The organism is Vibrio sp. Vb2131, from assembly GCF_033338535.1.
In the GTDB taxonomy this organism is placed as follows: domain Bacteria; phylum Pseudomonadota; class Gammaproteobacteria; order Enterobacterales; family Vibrionaceae; genus Vibrio; species Vibrio alginolyticus.
Map to the genome: position 1 here is coordinate 135404 of NZ_JAWOSW010000006.1, position 17386 is coordinate 152789.

Here is a 17386-nt window from a genome sequence, read left to right on the forward strand (position 1 = left end):
ATTATGATAGTGAGAGCATAGGTGGAGTTTATAAAACGTTCAAGTGTTTTATATCAATGACTTGATTAGGCAAACAGTTTGGCAAGCATTTCTCTTTCTTCACCAGATAGAACCGGTTTTTGCGCTTTATTTAGTTTCACGCTGATCTCACCTTGTAATGACTTTAACTGACTTGCCGTTAAATCACTGAGCTTTTGCTTAAGTTCATTAAATTGTTGTGCGTTCATCTCAATACCTTCGTCGTGATTCGGTTTATCCGTCGTTGCCCGAAATTCTTCATCCTTTGGATACAACATATTTATTCAACCAAAATAGATTAGAATTTGATCGATTGCTTTTTGTCCGAATATTGTCAAGGTGTGTTAAGTGATACGTCAGATTTTTCCTAAGAAGGTACATAATTACCCACTTTGGGGTAGATGGAAACGTAAAAAGAAAAAGGGAAGCGATATAGCGCTTCCCTCTTACATATGGTTTGAATGTTACTAACTTACCCTGACGGCAAACTTACTAGCAAGTGAATGAAGCTCTGGGAGCATGCGATAGATAAGATGAAGTTGCTGCAATACCATGCGGGCAGAGCTGTCGTCTTCATCGCGCCATTCGTTTAAGCGTTGCTCGAGTCCAGCATCATCAATATTAGATAGGTCACACTCCTCACAATGCTGGTGAAGCTGTTTATGAAGTACATCCAGATGCTGATGAATACAACGGTGAGCATCTAAAACGAGTTTATGAATTGACTCATCTTCGATGCGAGTTCTGTGCGCGCCTAATGCAGAAATATAGTTCAACATTGCGTGATTTAACGTTAGGAAGCGAAAACTTTCATCAACAGCTGCGCGATATTTGCCAGGCTCCGCCAGCATCGTACTAATCGCAGAAGAGAGTGAGGCATCATTATTATGGGCCTGGCGGCGAGCGATACGGTAACTCAAATTGTCTTTCTTGCCGATTCTATACTGACCAATGATCTGATCGAGATACTGCTTGTTCGCCTCTATCGCATCCGACATAACTTTGTGAAGCCTTCTCGACTGCCAGTCGGGCAAAATAACTAATACAGCTCCTACTGCAAGCACACACCCGATGAGGGTATCTGCTAGTCGAGGAAGGACAACTGCGTAACCTTCACCTAGTTGATTAAATAAGAAGAGGACGAGCAGTGTAATAAAACCAGTCGCGTACCCATAGTTGTTCATCCGGAAGGCGAAAAACATCACACCAGAGATAACGATAAATACTAACTGGCTTTCTTGAGAAGGGAAAAAAGTCAGCAATGGTACACCAATCAACAAACCAGCTAATGTACCTATTACTCGCGCCGTCAATTTTTGGCGAGTGGCACTGTAGTTCGGTTGGCATACGAATAAAGTGGTTAAGAGTATCCAGTAACCTCGGTCGATGTTGAATATTTGAATGATTCCATAGCCAATCGTTAAGGCAATTGACATACGTAATGCATGCCGAAACAGCATCGAATCTTTGTGTAAATTTGCTGATATACGCTGCCACATCGCTTTTAGCGTGTGTGGGTTGGTATCGGCGAGGGTATCTTCTTCGAGGCCTTCAACATCTGGGTTGTTAATGTTATTAAGTTGTTTTTCTACCGTCGCTAAGTTATTGAATAAATATGTTAACTGCATCAGCAGACGTTTCCAGTGCCCTTGCTTTTGTTCTTCTAGATAAGCAAGAGAGTTTTGTACTTCAGCTAATGCCAGAATAGATTGATCGGTATGGGAGTATTCATTTCCTAGCTGAATGGCTAGTGCAATATCACGACACGCTTGGGCTTGAGACTCCAAAAGATATTTAAAACGAAACAGCACATCAGAACGTTCAAATTCGGTCGCTAAATCCTGATAGCGATAATGGCTAGAACTGACGCGTTCGTGAATGTCTTGAGCGATGAAATAAATATTTAAAAATCGGTCACTAGGCCCATCAATGTGACCCCGTTTCGATCGGTTAAGTAATGTGGTTTTACAAGCGTTTAGTGCCGTAACCGTGGCAGCATTGCATTTTGCAGCTTCAATCCGCAGCGGTTGTGGCGTCAAGTTGGTCACAGGGTGAAAAAGCTTGGCTTTCGCATCAAGATAATTCGCCATTTGGAAGAACACATTGGCTAAGCTTTGTTGCACCGGTTGAAGAGGCCAAAATATTTGCCAAATCATGGACATGAAGTAATACCAGGCGGCACCAGTCAAAAGCAGTAGTGGCTGAAACCAAATGTTGGTGCTTTCATGTGCGCCAAGCATAGTGTAAATAGCGATCAGCAACGAACCAAAAGCAATACTCGCGTACTTAGGACCTATCGCCCCAAGAATGATGAAGCCGAAGGTTGAGATAAATAATCCCAACGCAAAAGCCCAAGGGGTATCGAACAAGATTTCAATTGAAAAAGCAGCAAGCGCAAAACAGAGAAAGGTGAGAATCAGAGCCTTGATGCGTCCAGTGAAACTGTCATCACTTTCAGCCAAAGCAGCAGCAATAACGCCTAATATTAATGGCGTTATCAGCGTGTTTTGCTCGAAATACCAAGTTGGGATAACCACACCCAATAAGGTGATGAGGATAAGAACGCTGTAATTTATCGTCTTGTTTGCCCAATATAGCCGAAATTTAGAAGTTGCTTGCACAATGCGCCTTATGTTTCCGATGAAGAACAGGGGGAATACTACCAGACCCACTATAGCGCGTTTATGATTTACTTTAAGAAAAATTCGTGGTTGCTGATAAAATCAGCAGGGATGTCATTGGCTTATATTAAAGCTACCATGTCATGTATTTAGGATTGTAAAGCCAGCTTCAAATAACCTCAGCTTTAGGTTATTAAATCGACAGTAATGTGAATTTTATTAAAGAATAGAAGAAGAAGCTTACTTAGGTGCTCGCCGTTGCTACAATTTAGCGCCTTAAAATGATATAAATCGACAACTTCTAAACTAAAAGGCGCACGTTTCATGCAGCTTACTGCCACTAGCAAAGCACAGTTTTTTATTCAAAATGAGTACCATCACGTCGAAATAAAAGAGAACAGTGTTTTATTAAGCTCGATAGGCAGTGAAGAACATATTCCTTTTACGATCTGGAATGGCAAAGTTAGCGTAAAGCGTGGGTTATTATGGAGCTCTTTACAGTTTTTTGCTCATGAACACGAAGGCAAACAACAAAGCTGGCTAGTCCAAGGTTTACCGTGGCCACAATGCCGAAAGTTCGCGCTTGAGGCCGTTCGTCAATATCAAGAGTGGCACAACACTCAGTGCCGAAAACTGGCTGAGTATCTACCTAAGTGGGAAGAAGAGCTTTACAAACTAAAGCACTTGCCTGCTTACTTATCGCATTCTCAAGTGGTCTCCTGGGTTGAAAGTCTTAACCAAGAGTTAAGCGAGATGAAAACCACCCTAGAAGAAGCCAAAATGCGAATGCCGAATCGTATGTCGCAAATAGAGCCTTGGCTCATTGATACCTCTGAGGCGCTTGGTGAGCGTAATCGCGATTGGCTAGAAGCAGAACGTCCAAATTGGGAAGTGCTGTTTAATCAAATTGAATCCTCTCCTTTGAATTTATCCCAGCAATATGCGGTATTACTCAACGACGACCACAACTTAGTTCTTGCTGGTGCCGGCTCGGGCAAAACCAGCGTTTTAACCGCACGAGTTGCCTATTTGTTGCAAAGCCATCAAGCTCAAGCAGAAGAGCTTCTCATGTTAGCGTTCGGTCGTGATGCGGCGACTGAAATGAAAGAACGCTTAGTAGATAAAGTGGGCATGGCGGCAGACGGTGTGCGCGTCAACACATTCCATCAGTTGGGCTTGTATATTCTTAAACAAGTCGAACAGCAACCTGTCGAAATTAGCCCTTTAGCGTTGGACGAAAATCAACGAACGGCATGGTGTGTAGACTGGTTGAAAAAACATTGGATGACACCCACCAACTTTAAACGTTGGCAAAAACATTTAGACAAATGGCCGATTGCGTACCTAAAAGGGGATGATGAGTTAGGAAGCCATTCAGAAAATCCAAAACTGATCGCTTGGCTAGATTCGCAGTTGTCTCATTTAGCGGCGGTAGGGTTGACCAAAAAGCAAGTACAAGAAAAGCTCGTAAACCACCAAGACTATACGCGTTTAAATAGTGAACTCGCCTTATGCTGGCCATGTTTTACAGCGTGGCAGAAAATGCTTAAAGAAAGCAACCAAGTGGATTTCCCAACCATGATCAGTCGTGCGACAGATTATGTGAATAAAGGAAAGTTTGTCTCGCCATGGCGCTTTATTATGGTCGATGAGTATCAAGATATCTCTCCAGACCGTCTGGCATTGATTGAAGCACTGTGTGAATCCACTCAGAAACAAGCAGGTGCGACGTTATTTGCTGTTGGCGACGATTGGCAAGCTATCTATCAGTTTGCAGGAGCGGATGTCGATCTTATCACTGGTTTTAAAGAACGCTTTGCTCACTCAACCGTTCATCACTTAGATACAACTTATCGTTTCAACAATCAGATTGGTGATGTAGCGAATACATTCGTGCAGCAAAACCCATCGCAGTTGCCGAAAACACTAAACAGCCACATACAACGCAAGCAGAAGAGCGTACATACCGCGCCGAGCAATCAAGTGGAAAAGATCTTGGATCACTTGAATCAACAAGCCAAGCAAACCAAGTCAGTTTTATTGCTAGGACGTAACCATTATCATAAGCCCGATTTGTTCGACGATTGGTTGCGACGTTTCCCTAATCTCGATATTCGCTTTATGACTTGCCATGCGAGTAAAGGACGCGAAGCTGACTTTGTGATTATTCTTTCTGTGGATGAGGGGCAATTCCCCGCTAAGAAGAAGCAAATTCACATTGATGGTGCGTTGACGGAGTCCAAAGACAAATTCCCTTACGCAGAAGAGCGCAGGCTATTTTACGTGGCTATTACACGTGCGAAAGAGAAGGTTTGGATCACGCATACTGGCGCGGGATCTGCATTCGTTCAAGAGCTCGTTAATGGTGACTATCCCATAGTGACTTCCCGTTAAATGCAACGTTTAGAATGTTAAAAACAGCAAGGGCGATACTTGGTATCGCCCTTGCTTTATTTGGTTGGCATCAAAGCTTACATGCGCTCAGCAAGATAGGCTTCGTAATCCGGTACTTCGATGTCTACTTCTTGCTCAAGAAGAGGGGAGTTAAACAGGAACTTAGCGGTGGCTCGGTTCGTTGCTACAGGAATATTCCAAACACTAGCAATACGAAGAAGCGCTTTAACATCTGGGTCGTGAGGTACGGCATTCAGTGGATCCCAAAAGAAAACGAGAACGTCGATTTTGCCTTCTGAAATGAGAGCGCCTAGTTGTTGATCACCGCCCATCGGACCACTGATCATGCTCTTGATCGCAAGTCCAGTTTCTTTACTCAGCATGTGTCCTGTCGTGCCAGTTGCGTAAAGGAAGTGACTCTGTAGCTTTTCTTTGTTTTCTTTTACCCAGCGAAGTAGCTCAGGTTTGCAGTTGTCGTGAGCAACCAAAGCCACATGTTTATGGGTTGGCATGGTACGAATGGTTTTTTGCATCAAGATGTTTCCGTTTGTATGATTTTAAAATTGTTGTGACTCAATAGAACACGTTTTTGGTCTTTCAATCAACAGCCTTAACACGGAATGTCGGCCTATATTCTGACGGAGATAACGATTCTTCGATCGTGTCGTCATGAAGCGTCTTCGGAGTCAGTGGTTTGATGGTTGGTGAGGCATGTTTGTCATAAGCTTCACCTCTTAAGTAATGCGTTGCTTGCATCACGGAAAGCCGACCTTGCTGCACCATTTTATCTGTTGGTGCGAAGAGTACTTTGTTACGTAACAGGCCTCGATATACACCATGACTTAAGTACACAGAAACTAAACCGATCTCCTCAGCTTTGCCGGCACTGCGCAGCTCACTGATGGCCGCTTCAATCGCCACTGCACTGCCAACAATGTAATCTATATTTCCCATATCGATCACACGTTGAACTAGGTTACGTTGTAACTCCTTGTCGTTGTCTGCCCAAAATGAGTCAACAATGTTGATATCACTTCCTTGTATCGCTTCATAAAATCCGGCAGTAACGGGTTTCGTACCACCACGAGTTCGCGGCCCCAAAAGTAAGGCAATGTTGATCTTTCCTGACCCCTTTGGATGGCGAGCGGCCAAATATTGACCCGCTTCGTATCCCATCCAATGCCAGTCAACACCGACAGTCCCTTTTAGCAACTCACTTTGTTCTTCATCCAAGTCGAGTTGGTTCACAGTAGCAAAAACGGGAGTATTCCCCACCCAATTTTTAAGTGAATGCTCGTAAGCCTGTGGGTCCACGGTCCCAAGGATAACCGCATCTGCTCCCCATTGGTTACACAGTGCGAGTTGTTGTTCTTGACGGGTTTTGTTTGGGTAGCCGCCCGCTTCAAGGACTCGTAGCTCGACACCTTCTCTTTTCGCTTCGGACACCATTCCATAGTTTACTGACAACCAGTATGAATCCTTTAGGTGAGGGTATATTGCACATATTTTCTCTGCGGCAACCGCTGGCAAAGAAGCAACTAGGGTTAAAGTGGCTGCAGAATGTTTGAAAAATGTGCGAAATGCGTGTTGATTTTTAACCATGAAATGAAGTTCGTTGGCATAGATTAAGTAAACACTGCAAAATATAACGTAATATGTCGCTGAACACGAACATTAAGGTCATGAAAATATGCTGCTAGCAACTGCAAGCATCGGTCGTAAACTTTTGTTGTCTTTCATTGCGATGGCAATACTGGTCATGTTATCGGCACTTATTGGTGTGTCTGGATTTTCTTTGGTTGCCAAAACCGAAAGAAATGTCGTGGATTCTGCGATTCCCGCCATGATTGAGGCGAGGCAAGTCTCTGAGTTGAGTACTCGTATTATTTCGTCTGTACAAATGTTGTCGAACGCAAGAAACGAGCAGGAAAGAAAGGAGTCAGGGCGAGTGCTGTTCGAACAGCTCGAGTCTTTACTCACTCACATCAAGGAGCTCGGGAGCGAGTCGTTCGATTCTCAATTGTTAGAAGCTTTAGAGAATAACGTCCAGAATGTTATCGACAATTTGGCAGAACTCGGTGTTTCGGTTGAAAAAAAACTGTGGCTTGCAAAAGAGATAGATACTCGTGTTGAAGAAATGCGTCTGCTCAGTGAAGAGCTAGAACAACTAACTCGTACGCAAGTTCAGAATACGAGCACCATTGCTGTTGCAAACGTCACGCATATTTATGACTTATTAGAATCGAATAAAAAATCGCAAGTTTATCAGGCGCTAGATGCACTGGTGGAGGTCGATCTTGATCTGACTGAGCGATTGCATGAACTGCACTTGTTGGCCTTTAAAATGTTGAATCAGATTGAAGAGGCTCGGACATTAACGAATATTGAGCGAATTCAACAGGTTCAAAGTGATTTCGATAGCAACCTCAAAATCATGCAACGCCGTGTACTCGCTGTGGAAGATCCTACGCGCTCTAAGCAAATGAGCCAACTGCTCATAGAGCTTGGTAAGCGTCAGGTCGTATTTTCTATACTGATGCAGCAATACGAGAATAACGAACAGTCACAACAACTGATGCAAAAGACATTAGAGTTGTTCTCAGAGCTTAATGGCACGGTCAACAAATTGGTTGATGATTCAAACAAAACCACTACCGTCGCTGTAGACCAATTGACCAGCACACTGAAATTCGCTCAGTGGTCTCTAACCGTTATTTCAATTGTTGGTTTGATTGTATTGGTGCTGATTTTATGGCGTGTGGTGTACCTTTCTGTTGTGAAGCGGTTAGCGGAATATTCCGCTGCGTTGCTGTCTGTGGCACAGGGTAACTTAGCGGTTGAGTTGGAAGTGAAAGGCAAAGATGAGTTGGCGCATATGGGGCAGGCCATCATCACGGCTCGTAATACCGCGCAAGCACTAAAAGTGGTAGCTGAGGGTGAAGCTCAAGCCAAGCGAGAGCTTGAGGAACATAAAGAGCATTTAGAAGAGCTTGTTGAGCAGCGCACTTCGCAGTTAAAACAAGCTAACCGCCGTTTGAATGAAGAGGTTTTGAATCACGCTAAAGCTCGCAAGCAAGCAGAGCAAGCGAGCCGAGCAAAATCGGCATTCTTGGCGACGATGAGCCATGAGATAAGAACGCCAATGAACGGAGTGTTGGGGACAGCACGCTTGCTGATTGACTCAGGCCTCAACCCAATTCAAAAACGCTATGCGGAAATCATTAATCGTAGTGGTAAAACGTTGCTCGCGATCCTTAATGATGTACTGGATTACTCCAAGATTGAAGCGGGGCATTTAGAAATTCGTCACATGGGCTTCGATTTACACCAAATGGTGGAGGACACTTTCCAGTTAATGAACAGTCGAGCACAAGAGAAGAAGCTGCTGTTCTCCTACCATATTGAAAGTGATGTTAGTCGCTACTGGAAAGGGGATGTCACCAGAATCAGTCAGGTGCTGAACAATCTTGTTGGTAACGCGATTAAGTTCACTGACGAAGGAGAAATTGATATCTACGTTAGCCTGAACCCTGAGGACGAGTCGCAAGTCCTGTTTGAAGTATCAGACACTGGAATAGGAATTGCCAAAAAATACCAGAGAACGTTGTTTGATGCCTTCACGCAAGCTGAAGGTGGGATGAGCCAAACTGGAGGTACGGGGCTTGGACTTGCCATCAGTAAGCGAATCATTGAAGCGATGGGCGGTGTTTTAGAAGTCGATTCCGAAGAGGGAAATGGTAGCCGATTCTGGTTCTCTATTCCGTTAGAGGAAAGCGAACCTGTTGAAATAGGAACCGTGGCAACCGCACGTTGCAAAGTGAAAGCAAAGGTCTTGCTGGTAGAAGATAATGAAGTCAACCGAGTGGTCGCGGAAGGTTTTCTCGAAAGCATGGGGCATCAAGTCGTGATGGCGGAAAACGGCTCACAAGCAGAGCAACTGATCAGCACACAGGATTTTGATATCGCTTTAGTCGACATCAACCTCCCTGATTGTGATGGAACTGAGTTGATCCAACGCTTAAAGCGGATTGAGTGTGATAAGCCGGCCAATAAAGCGCTTGCCGTCACGCCAATGATTGCAGTGTCTGCGCACGTTTTTGCGGAAGAAGTTGAGCGCTATCTAGCCGCTGGTTTTGACGGATACTTGCCTAAGCCATTGGCAAAAGAGGCACTCGCGGCATTGATTCAGGATGCGCTAGACGGAAAGCCGTTGTTGTTGCCACAAAATGCCGACTGTACCCCTTTTGATCAAATTTCGCCTCAAGAACAAGAGCTACAATCAAAGGTCGTTCAAGCACCCCAAAAAAAGGAACCCGATGTGGTTATCATTAATCCGAGCGTGATTGAGTCCGATATGAAAATCTTGGGCAGAGATAAGATGTTGCACATTATTAATCTGTTTAGATCCACCAGCACTGATGTATTAAGCAAACTGCAAGCGTCTGCTGAGGACAATGATAGTAAAGAAGTAAAGAACCTTGCCCATAAATTAAAGGGCAGCGCGGGAAGTTTAGGACTAACTGCATTAATGAACGCTTGCCAAGCAATTGAAGCCGCGGCTCAACCTTTAGATACCTATAATGCGACTAAAGATGATTTAGTTTCTCAAGTGTCTGCATCAATTCAAGCTCTGGATGAGTTAATGGCGAAGTAATCCATCGAGCATTGAAAATAAAAAAACCTCCGGCTTTCCGGAGGTTTTTTCTATTCGGTCATGTCATCTTCCCACTCGAATCGAGTGTCTAGGGCATAAGGGTCATCATCAAAAGGATGTTCCACTTTGCCACGCAAGTATTCGAGTTGATGCTCAAGCATATTGACCGTTTCGTAGTCTCCCTCAGAACAAGCAACGTAAATCTGTTGTTCAAGAGCGGCAATGTTATCTCGGATACCCATGAGAACCCCCTTAAATCATCATCGATTCTCAAAACGATTATAGTCAAGTAATCCAAATTCGATCGGTTGTTTTGTACGGTACCAATTGTGTAAACGATCGCTAAATGACCAGAATTTTTCTGAGCTTCTACGAATCGCAAAATTATCCAATAACTTAACGTAATCGGACTCGTTTTGGATGGCACTAAATTGATCGACAAAATCTTTTACTTGGTTTTCGTTGATCGAGAAAAATGCCGCAGGGTAGCTTCCCACAACGCCGCGTACAATGGTCATATCATCGTTAGCAAAGTCACGGTTACTTTCTTCATCAAACAAGCTAGAGATGTTTGTGTGTGCATTGTTGTGAAGTAAGGTGAACAGTTCATCTTCCCCTGATTGACTTCTCACCATAAGCATAGTGATTTGCGGAACGGTTTTTAGGCCTTCACCACGAACGTGGTCAATACGTTTTAGTTGCTTTTCACTACTCGCAGAAAGAGCCGTGTCTTGAATTTCGTAGCGAGGCAGAAGCACATCTGAAACATGTTCGCTCAACAACTCCACCAACTCCGTTTTTGGATCGTCACTCTTATACTGAACGCTGGTTGGTTGGTTAAACGGCTTCACATTTCGTTGTAAAAAGTCACTCAACTGCGGGCTTTGCTCTTTATACCAGCTAGATTGAAGTTCATGGCGCATATCGGCGGGTAACAACGAGATAAAGTTACTTTCGCCTTCTAGACGCAAGAAGTCCATAAACATTCGTGTCATGAGCTGATGGCCGAAGTTACCGTAAACGTCAAACCCAGCAACAAGCAAATAGTGGATACGCTCTAGTAGCGCGTAGTCAAGAATCCACACTGTTTTAGGCTGCTCACCAACTAACCCTTGAACAACAGAAGCACTATCAAAATGGCGGAATATCGTTAATGCCGCATTATGGTTGGTGCCATTACCATCCCAAATTACATCGGTGGATAGGTTTTCACCTTCTTTAAACCAGTTATTAGTGAACTCAGATTTAGCCTCTAGGTAGCGAGCTTGTTGACGCGCGTACTTGACCCAGTTGGTAACAGGTAGCGTGTTACTTTCTTGCTCTGCCGGTAGTTTTAGATTATCAGCCTGAGATCGGTAAAACTCATTTACTTCTGGGATGTCTGCTTTATCTGGATCAAGGAAAAACACCCAAAAGCGATCATTGATAACATTCAATGCCAGTTGGCCACGACAAACTGGGCCTTTGATGTATGCCATTATTGTATTTTGTGCATTATCTAGCATGAACTTAAAGCGCGACTTCACTGGAAGGTCGATGAATGATGTCATCGGGTTTGCAGCAACTTCTGGTTCATAACTCGGTAGCTGACTAACCATGTAATCAGCATCAATAAACCAAGTTTTCCAGTTCTCTATGCGTTGCTTGTTTAACGCGAATGGCATGTGAGTTTTATCTACTATGGTCCCTTGCTCTGGAATAATTCGATAAAACACACGTTCAACCCCTGGATCATCGTACGGGCGACGCGTTGAAATACGTTTGATGGGCTGTCCTGGTGGTGTAGCAGAGCGGACGAGCGTGAAGAATCGGGGATCTTCATCGAGTTCCGAAAAGTAGAGATGAGATAAAAATAAATGCTCATATATATACCTAGCCATCAGCTGATTTTTCAAATCAGAGTGGTTAAGTAATGCTTCGTACTTATCTATTTGCGCTTGCTCTTTCTCACTAACAGGTCGGTGAACGTTCATTATTGCGCCGTTTTCCAACCAAGTCATGAGTGTGTGGTATTCACTGTTTGATAGGTTTGGCATACCAAAAGGCATTCCCCAGGTCGGGTTATCCTTTTCGTATTGCTCGTATTCTTCAATCGTCGGACAGGTTTGCTCTCGGTCTATCGAAAAGTCAAAGCCTTCTAACTGGACTTGGTCAGGCAATGGGTGGCGCTCTTTTTGTTGTAGCAAACGTGCGATAAGGCCTGCATCAATGTTGGCTGCCATGCTTTGATCACGTTCGTTGAGAACCGGATGAAAACCCGCATCGCGCCACTCTTGGGTTGTTTCTGCATCTTCGAATAAGCGTGTTGGTGCTGCGGCTGTGAGTCTTGTTCCTTCATATACCAGTGCTTTACTCGCACCACGGTCAATGCCCTCAACAGAAGAGAGCTTAAGTTGACATGGTGCATCGTAGCACGCGTGGCAGACGACACAGCGGTTATCCATAATGGGTTTAACTTCGCTTTGGAAGAAGTTTGCTTGAGGGGTTTCCACGTCAACAGTGCGTTCACGCACGAGCTGTGGACCAAACAGTTGGTCATAGTTAAGACCAGCATAGGTTGCACAGCCGGCAAACAAAGTAGCAATGCAAAGTGTAAAAATTAAGCGCAAATTCATTGAGTTATTTTACGTGATTAGAATTTGCATTAATTAAAGCAAAATAAGCGGTCAATTACCAAAAGTTGGGTCAATTAGCGTTAATTTTTCTGTTGATTGTCTGAGCGCTTGAAAATGTAACCCTGGCGGTGGACTGTCTGAATTCTGTCTGTTGGAACGCCTTCGTGAACTAGACGCTTTCTCATTCTGCTCATGTGCATATCGAGAGCTCGATCATGTTCAGTAAATTCACGTTTTAGTACTGTTTCGTAAAGAAAATGCTTACTAAGTACTTGATCTTGATGGTGAGTGAGAGTTTGCAGCAGCTTAAATTGAATGCTTGTTAACTGAACAGATTTCTTGTTTGGCAAGTAATTGAGTACCACAGAGTGAGTGCGCTTATCTAGTAATAGCTCCTCATCATTATGGTGAACGCCGTTGTGTTGGCATTGGGAAGTTTTTCCATTTGAAACCTTGGAGTCAAGCACACGGGTACCTTAATTATTAATAGTAGTAAAACGTATTATCATTAATATTTATATAAAAGCAATCAGGTACTTTATGAGCACTGTGATATGCGTAGACAATCTTAATACTTGAGATTACCAGTAGTGATGAATGGTGCGATGGCGCTCTGAACTAAAGTGCTATTGGAGTGCGTATTAGCGACAAATAACGGTGTAATGTTAGGCAAAGATAGAAAGAATTCTCATTTAGTAAATTCGCTTATCCGCTATTTGTGAACTATACATTCTGTTGCAGGAAGCACTTTTCTAATACACACAGAGGTTTATATGACAGCGAAATATGGCGTTAAACGCCGATTAGCGATTCTTGCCGCCGCTTTAATCGGTGCGACAAGTAGCAGTATCGCAGCAGAGAAACCAAATATTCTCGTCATTTGGGGTGATGATATTGGCCAGTCCAATCTCAGTGCTTACACGTTTGGCTTGATGGGGTACAAAACACCAAATATAGACAGTATCGCCAAAGAAGGCATGATGTTCACTGACTATTACGGTGAGCAATCTTGTACAGCGGGCCGTTCTACTTTCATTACGGGCCAAACCGTTCTTAGAACAGGTTTGAGTAAAGTGGGGCTTCCAGGTGCTGATCTTGGCTTGAAGGAAGAGGACGCAACCATTGCCGAAATGCTGAAGCCGATGGGCTATATGACAGGGCAATTTGGTAAAAACCACTTAGGTGATAAAGATGAGCACCTTCCTACTAATCACGGCTTCGATGAATTTTTTGGCAACCTTTATCACTTGAACGCCGAGGAGGAGCCAGAAAACGTCGATTATCCTAAAGATCCTGAGTTTCGTAAAAAGTTCGGTCCGCGCGGCGTTATCCGTTCGTACGCTGATGGCAAAATTGAAGATACAGGGCCTCTAACTCGCAAGCGCATGGAAACCGTGGATGAAGAGACGTTAGATGCGGCACTCGACTTTATGGATCGTGCAGTCAAGGCTGAAAAACCTTTCTTTGTCTGGTGGAATGCAACTCGTATGCACTTCCGTACTCATGTGAAAGAAGAGAACTCTGGAAAACAGGTATCAGCGAGTATGCAGATGGTATGGTCGAGCATGATAACCATGTAGGTCAGCTACTGAAAAAAGTGGATGATTTGGGTATTAAAGACAACACAATCGTCTTTTACTCCACCGATAATGGCCCACACATGAACTCGTGGCCAGATGCAGGTACAACGCCATTCCGTGGAGAGAAAAATACCAACTGGGAAGGTGCGTACCGAGTTCCTGCGATGGTACGTTGGCCGGGTAAAATTAAAGCTGGCTCTGTTTCGAATGATATCATGCATCACATGGACTGGATGCCAACGTTCGTTGCTGCCGCGGGTGATGACAATATTAAAGAGAAATTGCTCAAAGGTTATAGTGCGAATGGTAAGAAATTCAAAGTTCACCTAGACGGCTATAACTTCCTACCATATTTGACTGGTAAAGAGGATAAGGCCCCACGAGAAGAAATTTTTTACTTCTCAGATGATGGAGACTTAACTGCACTTCGCTATAACAAATGGAAGCTGGTCTTTATGGAGCAACGAGCAAAAGGTACGTTGCGTATTTGGGCTGAACCATTCACCACACTTCGTGTTCCTAAGATCTTCAACTTGCGTATGGATCCTTACGAAGTGGCTGATATCACTTCTAACACTTACTACGATTGGATGCTAGACCGTGCTTACATGCTTGTTCCTGCGCAAGCTTACGTAGGCAGATTCCTTGAAACGTTTAAAGAGTTCCCACCAAGGCAAAAAGCAGCAAGCTTCTCGCTCGATCAAGTGATGGAGAAACTAAAAGAGAACCCAAATAAGTAGGAAAAGCTAAGTGAAGTATCACATATAGAAAGAGGCTCATTAAAATGAGCCTCTTTTTTATCTGTAAAATTCTATCTATTCAGGTTTGTAGAAAGCTTGATGACGAAAACGCCTAACGCTTCAATTGACAAGAGTTATAAACAAATTGGTTCGTAGTGGACTGCCGTTAAGTTGGCTTTGATTTTTTCACGTAGAGCGATGTGGGCTGGGTTGTTTACCTCTCGCTTATGGTAGACGAACTTGTAAGGGATAGAGCGTATCGAAATGGGGCAGGGCAAAATTTGAAGCTTGAGCGCTTTGCTCCACTTGTTTGCAAAAGATTGAGACACGATCCCTAAACTGTCTCTTTGGGCGACATACAGCGCCATGCCCGCTAGCGAAGATGTGATCAAGTCGACTTTTCTTTCTTGAATTGTTTCCTTTGCTAGTTGCTCGAACCCCGACATGTTGTTCCATTTTCCTGAAAATAAACAGTGAGTTTCCTCATAAAATTGCTCTTTTGTGAGCGTGCCGTGTACACGGGGATGGTTCTCACTACAGATAACCACGGCTTCTTCCTCATAAGCATCTTCAATAATAAACGCTGCATCTTTCGTGATCACCGTATCGATTACTAGATCGACTTTTTGTTGTCTTAACAGCTCAAATAATAGGAATTTTTCGGGTGGTGATTCATAAAAAATAGTGTTCTTTATCGGGTCCATAATGTGCAACAAAATTTCCGAACAACACACTTCAAAATGATTTTTATCAGATATCGCATTGTCAATAATATTAACCGCTTGCTGGAATTGCGGCAGTAATTGATAAGCGGTGGAGGTTAGTGCGATACCTCGCCCTTTTTTAACGAATAATTGCTTATCGACGACTTGCTCTAAACGCTTTATTGCAGCGCTCACAGCAGGTTGTGTAAGCCCTAATTGTTCCGCGGCTTTTGTATAAGATTGAAACTCCGCAACAACAAGAAAAGTTTGGATCAAATTCAAGTCCATAACGTCACTCATAAATTTAATTTATAGGTTAACTAATTTTGACTGCATTTATCGCCTGAAATTAGTGCTTTATCTTATATCAACAATGGTATTGAAAAGCGAATACCATTTTTACGCACTAGCGAACTCTTGGAGATAATATGAAAAATGCGACCAAAACGAGCAGTAAAAAACTCGTACTTAACGCATGTACGTTAGCTTTGGGCGCTGCATCTGCAGTTGCACATGCAGCGGACAAACCCAACATTCTTGTCATCTTTGGTGATGATGTTGGTTACTGGAACCTTAGTACCTATAACCAAGGCATGATGGCGTACAACACGCCAAACATCGATAGCATTGCTAAAGAAGGTGCGAAGTTCACTAACTTCTACGCACAGCAAAGCTCGACAGCAGGCCGTTCTGCATTCATCACTGGTCAAATGCCAAAACGTACAGGTCTATCAAAAGTGGGCTTACCAGGCGCTCCGGAAGGTATCTCGGAAAAAGATCCGACGATTGCAACCGTGCTTAAACAAATGGGTTACGCAACCGGACAATTTGGTAAGAACCATTTAGGTGACCGAGACGAGCATCTTCCTACCAACCACGGTTTTGATGAATTCTTCGGCAACCTATACCACTTGAACGCAGAAGAAGAGCCAGAGAACGTGGATTACCCTAAAGACCCGGAGTTCAAGAAGAAATTTGGCCCTCGTGGCGTTATCCATTCTTACGCTGACGGCAAAATCGAAGATACCGGTCCACTAACGCGTAAGCGTATGGAAAATGTTGATGGTGAGTTTCTTGATGCCGCAGAGAGCTTCATAGAAAAGCAAGTAAAAGCGGACAAGCCGTTCTTTACTTGGTTTAACACCACTCGCATGCACAACTTCACACATGTTCCTGAAGAATACCAAGGTAAAACAGGTGCCGGTTTCTACGCGGATGGTGTTAAGCAGCACGATGACCAAATCGGTCAGCTACTTAACAAGATCAAAGAGTTAGGTGTGGATGACAATACAATCATTGTTTACACCACTGACAACGGCCCTATGGTTGATTTGTGGCCGGATGCAGGGATGACACCGTTCCGCTCAGAGAAAAACACTGGCTGGGAAGGGAGTTTCCGTGTGCCAATGTTGATTAAATGGCCTGGAAAAATTGAGGCAGGTAAAACATTCAACGGCATGATGTCATTAGAGGACTTTTTCCCGACACTAGTTGCTGCGGCAGGTGATACCAAAGTTAAAGACGAACTGCTAAAAGGCAAAAAAGTTGGCGATATGGACTACAAAGTTCACCTAGACGGTTACAACCAATTGCCATATTTAACGGGTAAGTCAGACAAATCCGCACGAAATGAGTTCGTTTACTGGAGCGACGACGGCGATCTTGTGGCATTGCGCCAAGGAAAGTACAAGTTCCACTTTATGATTCAAGAGAATGAAACGGGTATGGATGTATGGCGTAAGCCGTTCACTAAACTTCGTGTGCCACTGATCTTTGACTTGAGCATTGATCCATTTGAACGAGGCGATCAAGGCATGGGTTATTCTCGTTGGATGTACGAGCGTTCATTCTTAATGATGCCAGCAATGGATACAGTGAAAGAGGTGATGGGTACATTCAAAGAATTCCCGCCTCGTATGGAAGCAGGTTCGTTCGTACCTAAGTCTTCTAAGTAAATTAAGATTATATAGCGCTTTTTGGAGCGCTATATACCCAAATAGCTTCACTTTTGCTGTACAGCGCTCACGAGGTTATTTGGGTATATGTAATAGTGAGAAACG

The 17386-nt window shown here is 43.7% G+C and carries 11 protein-coding genes and 1 pseudogene; 4 read left to right on the forward strand and 8 right to left on the reverse strand.

Features of this window, described 5'->3' with window-relative positions; translation table 11 throughout:
- Nucleotides 1-65: 65 nt before the first annotated feature.
- Both R7E38_RS09355 and yccS read right to left on the reverse strand, forming a co-directional pair.
- Entirely contained in the window at nt 66-296 is a 231-nt protein-coding gene (locus tag R7E38_RS09355; protein WP_005376575.1) for a hypothetical protein, read from the reverse strand.
- Between the two features lie 189 nt (nt 297-485).
- Complete coding sequence (gene yccS, locus R7E38_RS09360) at nt 486-2639, reverse strand: YccS family putative transporter (RefSeq protein WP_005376573.1); 2154 nt, start codon at nt 2637-2639, stop codon at nt 486-488.
- Nucleotides 2640-2963: 324 nt separating this feature from the next.
- Here yccS and helD point away from each other — a divergent pair, with 324 nt between their 5' ends.
- Nucleotides 2964-5033 (forward strand): DNA helicase IV, encoded by a 2070-nt coding sequence (gene helD / locus R7E38_RS09365; protein ID WP_138940154.1) that lies wholly within the window; start codon nt 2964-2966, stop codon nt 5031-5033.
- Nucleotides 5034-5110: 77 nt separating this feature from the next.
- Here the strand turns inward: helD and R7E38_RS09370 are convergent, their stop codons facing one another.
- Both R7E38_RS09370 and torT read right to left on the reverse strand, forming a co-directional pair.
- Nucleotides 5111-5566, reverse strand: coding sequence for a methylglyoxal synthase (locus tag R7E38_RS09370; protein WP_005376571.1), 456 nt, complete (start codon nt 5564-5566; stop codon nt 5111-5113).
- Nucleotides 5567-5630: 64 nt separating this feature from the next.
- Nucleotides 5631-6680 carry a TMAO reductase system periplasmic protein TorT gene (gene torT / locus R7E38_RS09375; RefSeq protein ID WP_262664154.1) on the reverse strand — a complete coding sequence of 350 codons (1050 nt, stop codon included), beginning with the start codon at nt 6678-6680 and terminating at the stop codon, nt 5631-5633.
- A gap of 43 nt (nt 6681-6723) precedes the next feature.
- Here torT and torS point away from each other — a divergent pair, with 43 nt between their 5' ends.
- Entirely contained in the window at nt 6724-9687 is a 2964-nt protein-coding gene (gene torS, locus R7E38_RS09380) for a TMAO reductase system sensor histidine kinase/response regulator TorS (RefSeq protein ID WP_226083134.1), read from the forward strand.
- A 50-nt stretch (nt 9688-9737) separates the two neighbouring features.
- Here torS and R7E38_RS09385 read toward each other — a convergent pair whose 3' ends face one another.
- The 3 genes from R7E38_RS09385 to R7E38_RS09395 all read right to left on the reverse strand — a co-directional run bounded on the left by R7E38_RS09385 (nt 9738) and on the right by R7E38_RS09395 (nt 12769).
- Complete coding sequence (locus tag R7E38_RS09385; RefSeq protein WP_005376565.1) at nt 9738-9929, reverse strand: hypothetical protein; 192 nt, start codon at nt 9927-9929, stop codon at nt 9738-9740.
- An 18-nt stretch (nt 9930-9947) separates the two neighbouring features.
- A complete protein-coding gene (locus R7E38_RS09390; protein WP_226083131.1) occupies nt 9948-12302 on the reverse strand; it encodes a fatty acid cis/trans isomerase in 2355 nt (784 codons plus the stop codon).
- 80 nt (nt 12303-12382) lie between these two features.
- Nucleotides 12383-12769, reverse strand: coding sequence for a winged helix-turn-helix domain-containing protein (locus R7E38_RS09395; RefSeq protein ID WP_005376561.1), 387 nt, complete (start codon nt 12767-12769; stop codon nt 12383-12385).
- Between the two features lie 306 nt (nt 12770-13075).
- Here R7E38_RS09395 and R7E38_RS09400 point away from each other — a divergent pair.
- Nucleotides 13076-14622: pseudogene (locus R7E38_RS09400) on the forward strand (arylsulfatase).
- A gap of 134 nt (nt 14623-14756) precedes the next feature.
- Here the strand turns inward: R7E38_RS09400 and R7E38_RS09405 are convergent.
- Nucleotides 14757-15614 (reverse strand): LysR family transcriptional regulator, encoded by an 858-nt coding sequence (locus tag R7E38_RS09405; RefSeq protein ID WP_226083129.1) that lies wholly within the window; start codon nt 15612-15614, stop codon nt 14757-14759.
- A 140-nt stretch (nt 15615-15754) separates the two neighbouring features.
- Here R7E38_RS09405 and R7E38_RS09410 point away from each other — a divergent pair, with 140 nt between their 5' ends.
- Nucleotides 15755-17281, forward strand: a complete 1527-nt coding sequence (locus R7E38_RS09410; protein WP_017635363.1) for an arylsulfatase — start codon at nt 15755-15757, stop codon at nt 17279-17281.
- The last annotated feature ends 105 nt before the right edge of the window (nt 17282-17386 follow it).

Excerpts from the sequence above, each read along its gene's own strand:
- R7E38_RS09410 (WP_017635363.1), top strand. The coding sequence starts at position 15,755 with ATGAAAAATGCGACCAAAACGAGCAGTAAAAAACTCGTACTTAACGCA.
- R7E38_RS09405 (WP_226083129.1), bottom strand. The coding sequence starts at position 15,614 with ATGGACTTGAATTTGATCCAAACTTTTCTTGTTGTTGCGGAGTTTCAA.
- R7E38_RS09370 (WP_005376571.1), bottom strand. The coding sequence starts at position 5,566 with ATGCAAAAAACCATTCGTACCATGCCAACCCATAAACATGTGGCTTTG.
- helD (WP_138940154.1), top strand. The coding sequence starts at position 2,964 with ATGCAGCTTACTGCCACTAGCAAAGCACAGTTTTTTATTCAAAATGAG.
- R7E38_RS09390 (WP_226083131.1), bottom strand. The coding sequence starts at position 12,302 with ATGAATTTGCGCTTAATTTTTACACTTTGCATTGCTACTTTGTTTGCC.
- torS (WP_226083134.1), top strand. The coding sequence starts at position 6,724 with ATGCTGCTAGCAACTGCAAGCATCGGTCGTAAACTTTTGTTGTCTTTC.
- R7E38_RS09385 (WP_005376565.1), bottom strand. The coding sequence starts at position 9,929 with ATGGGTATCCGAGATAACATTGCCGCTCTTGAACAACAGATTTACGTT.
- R7E38_RS09355 (WP_005376575.1), bottom strand. The coding sequence starts at position 296 with ATGTTGTATCCAAAGGATGAAGAATTTCGGGCAACGACGGATAAACCG.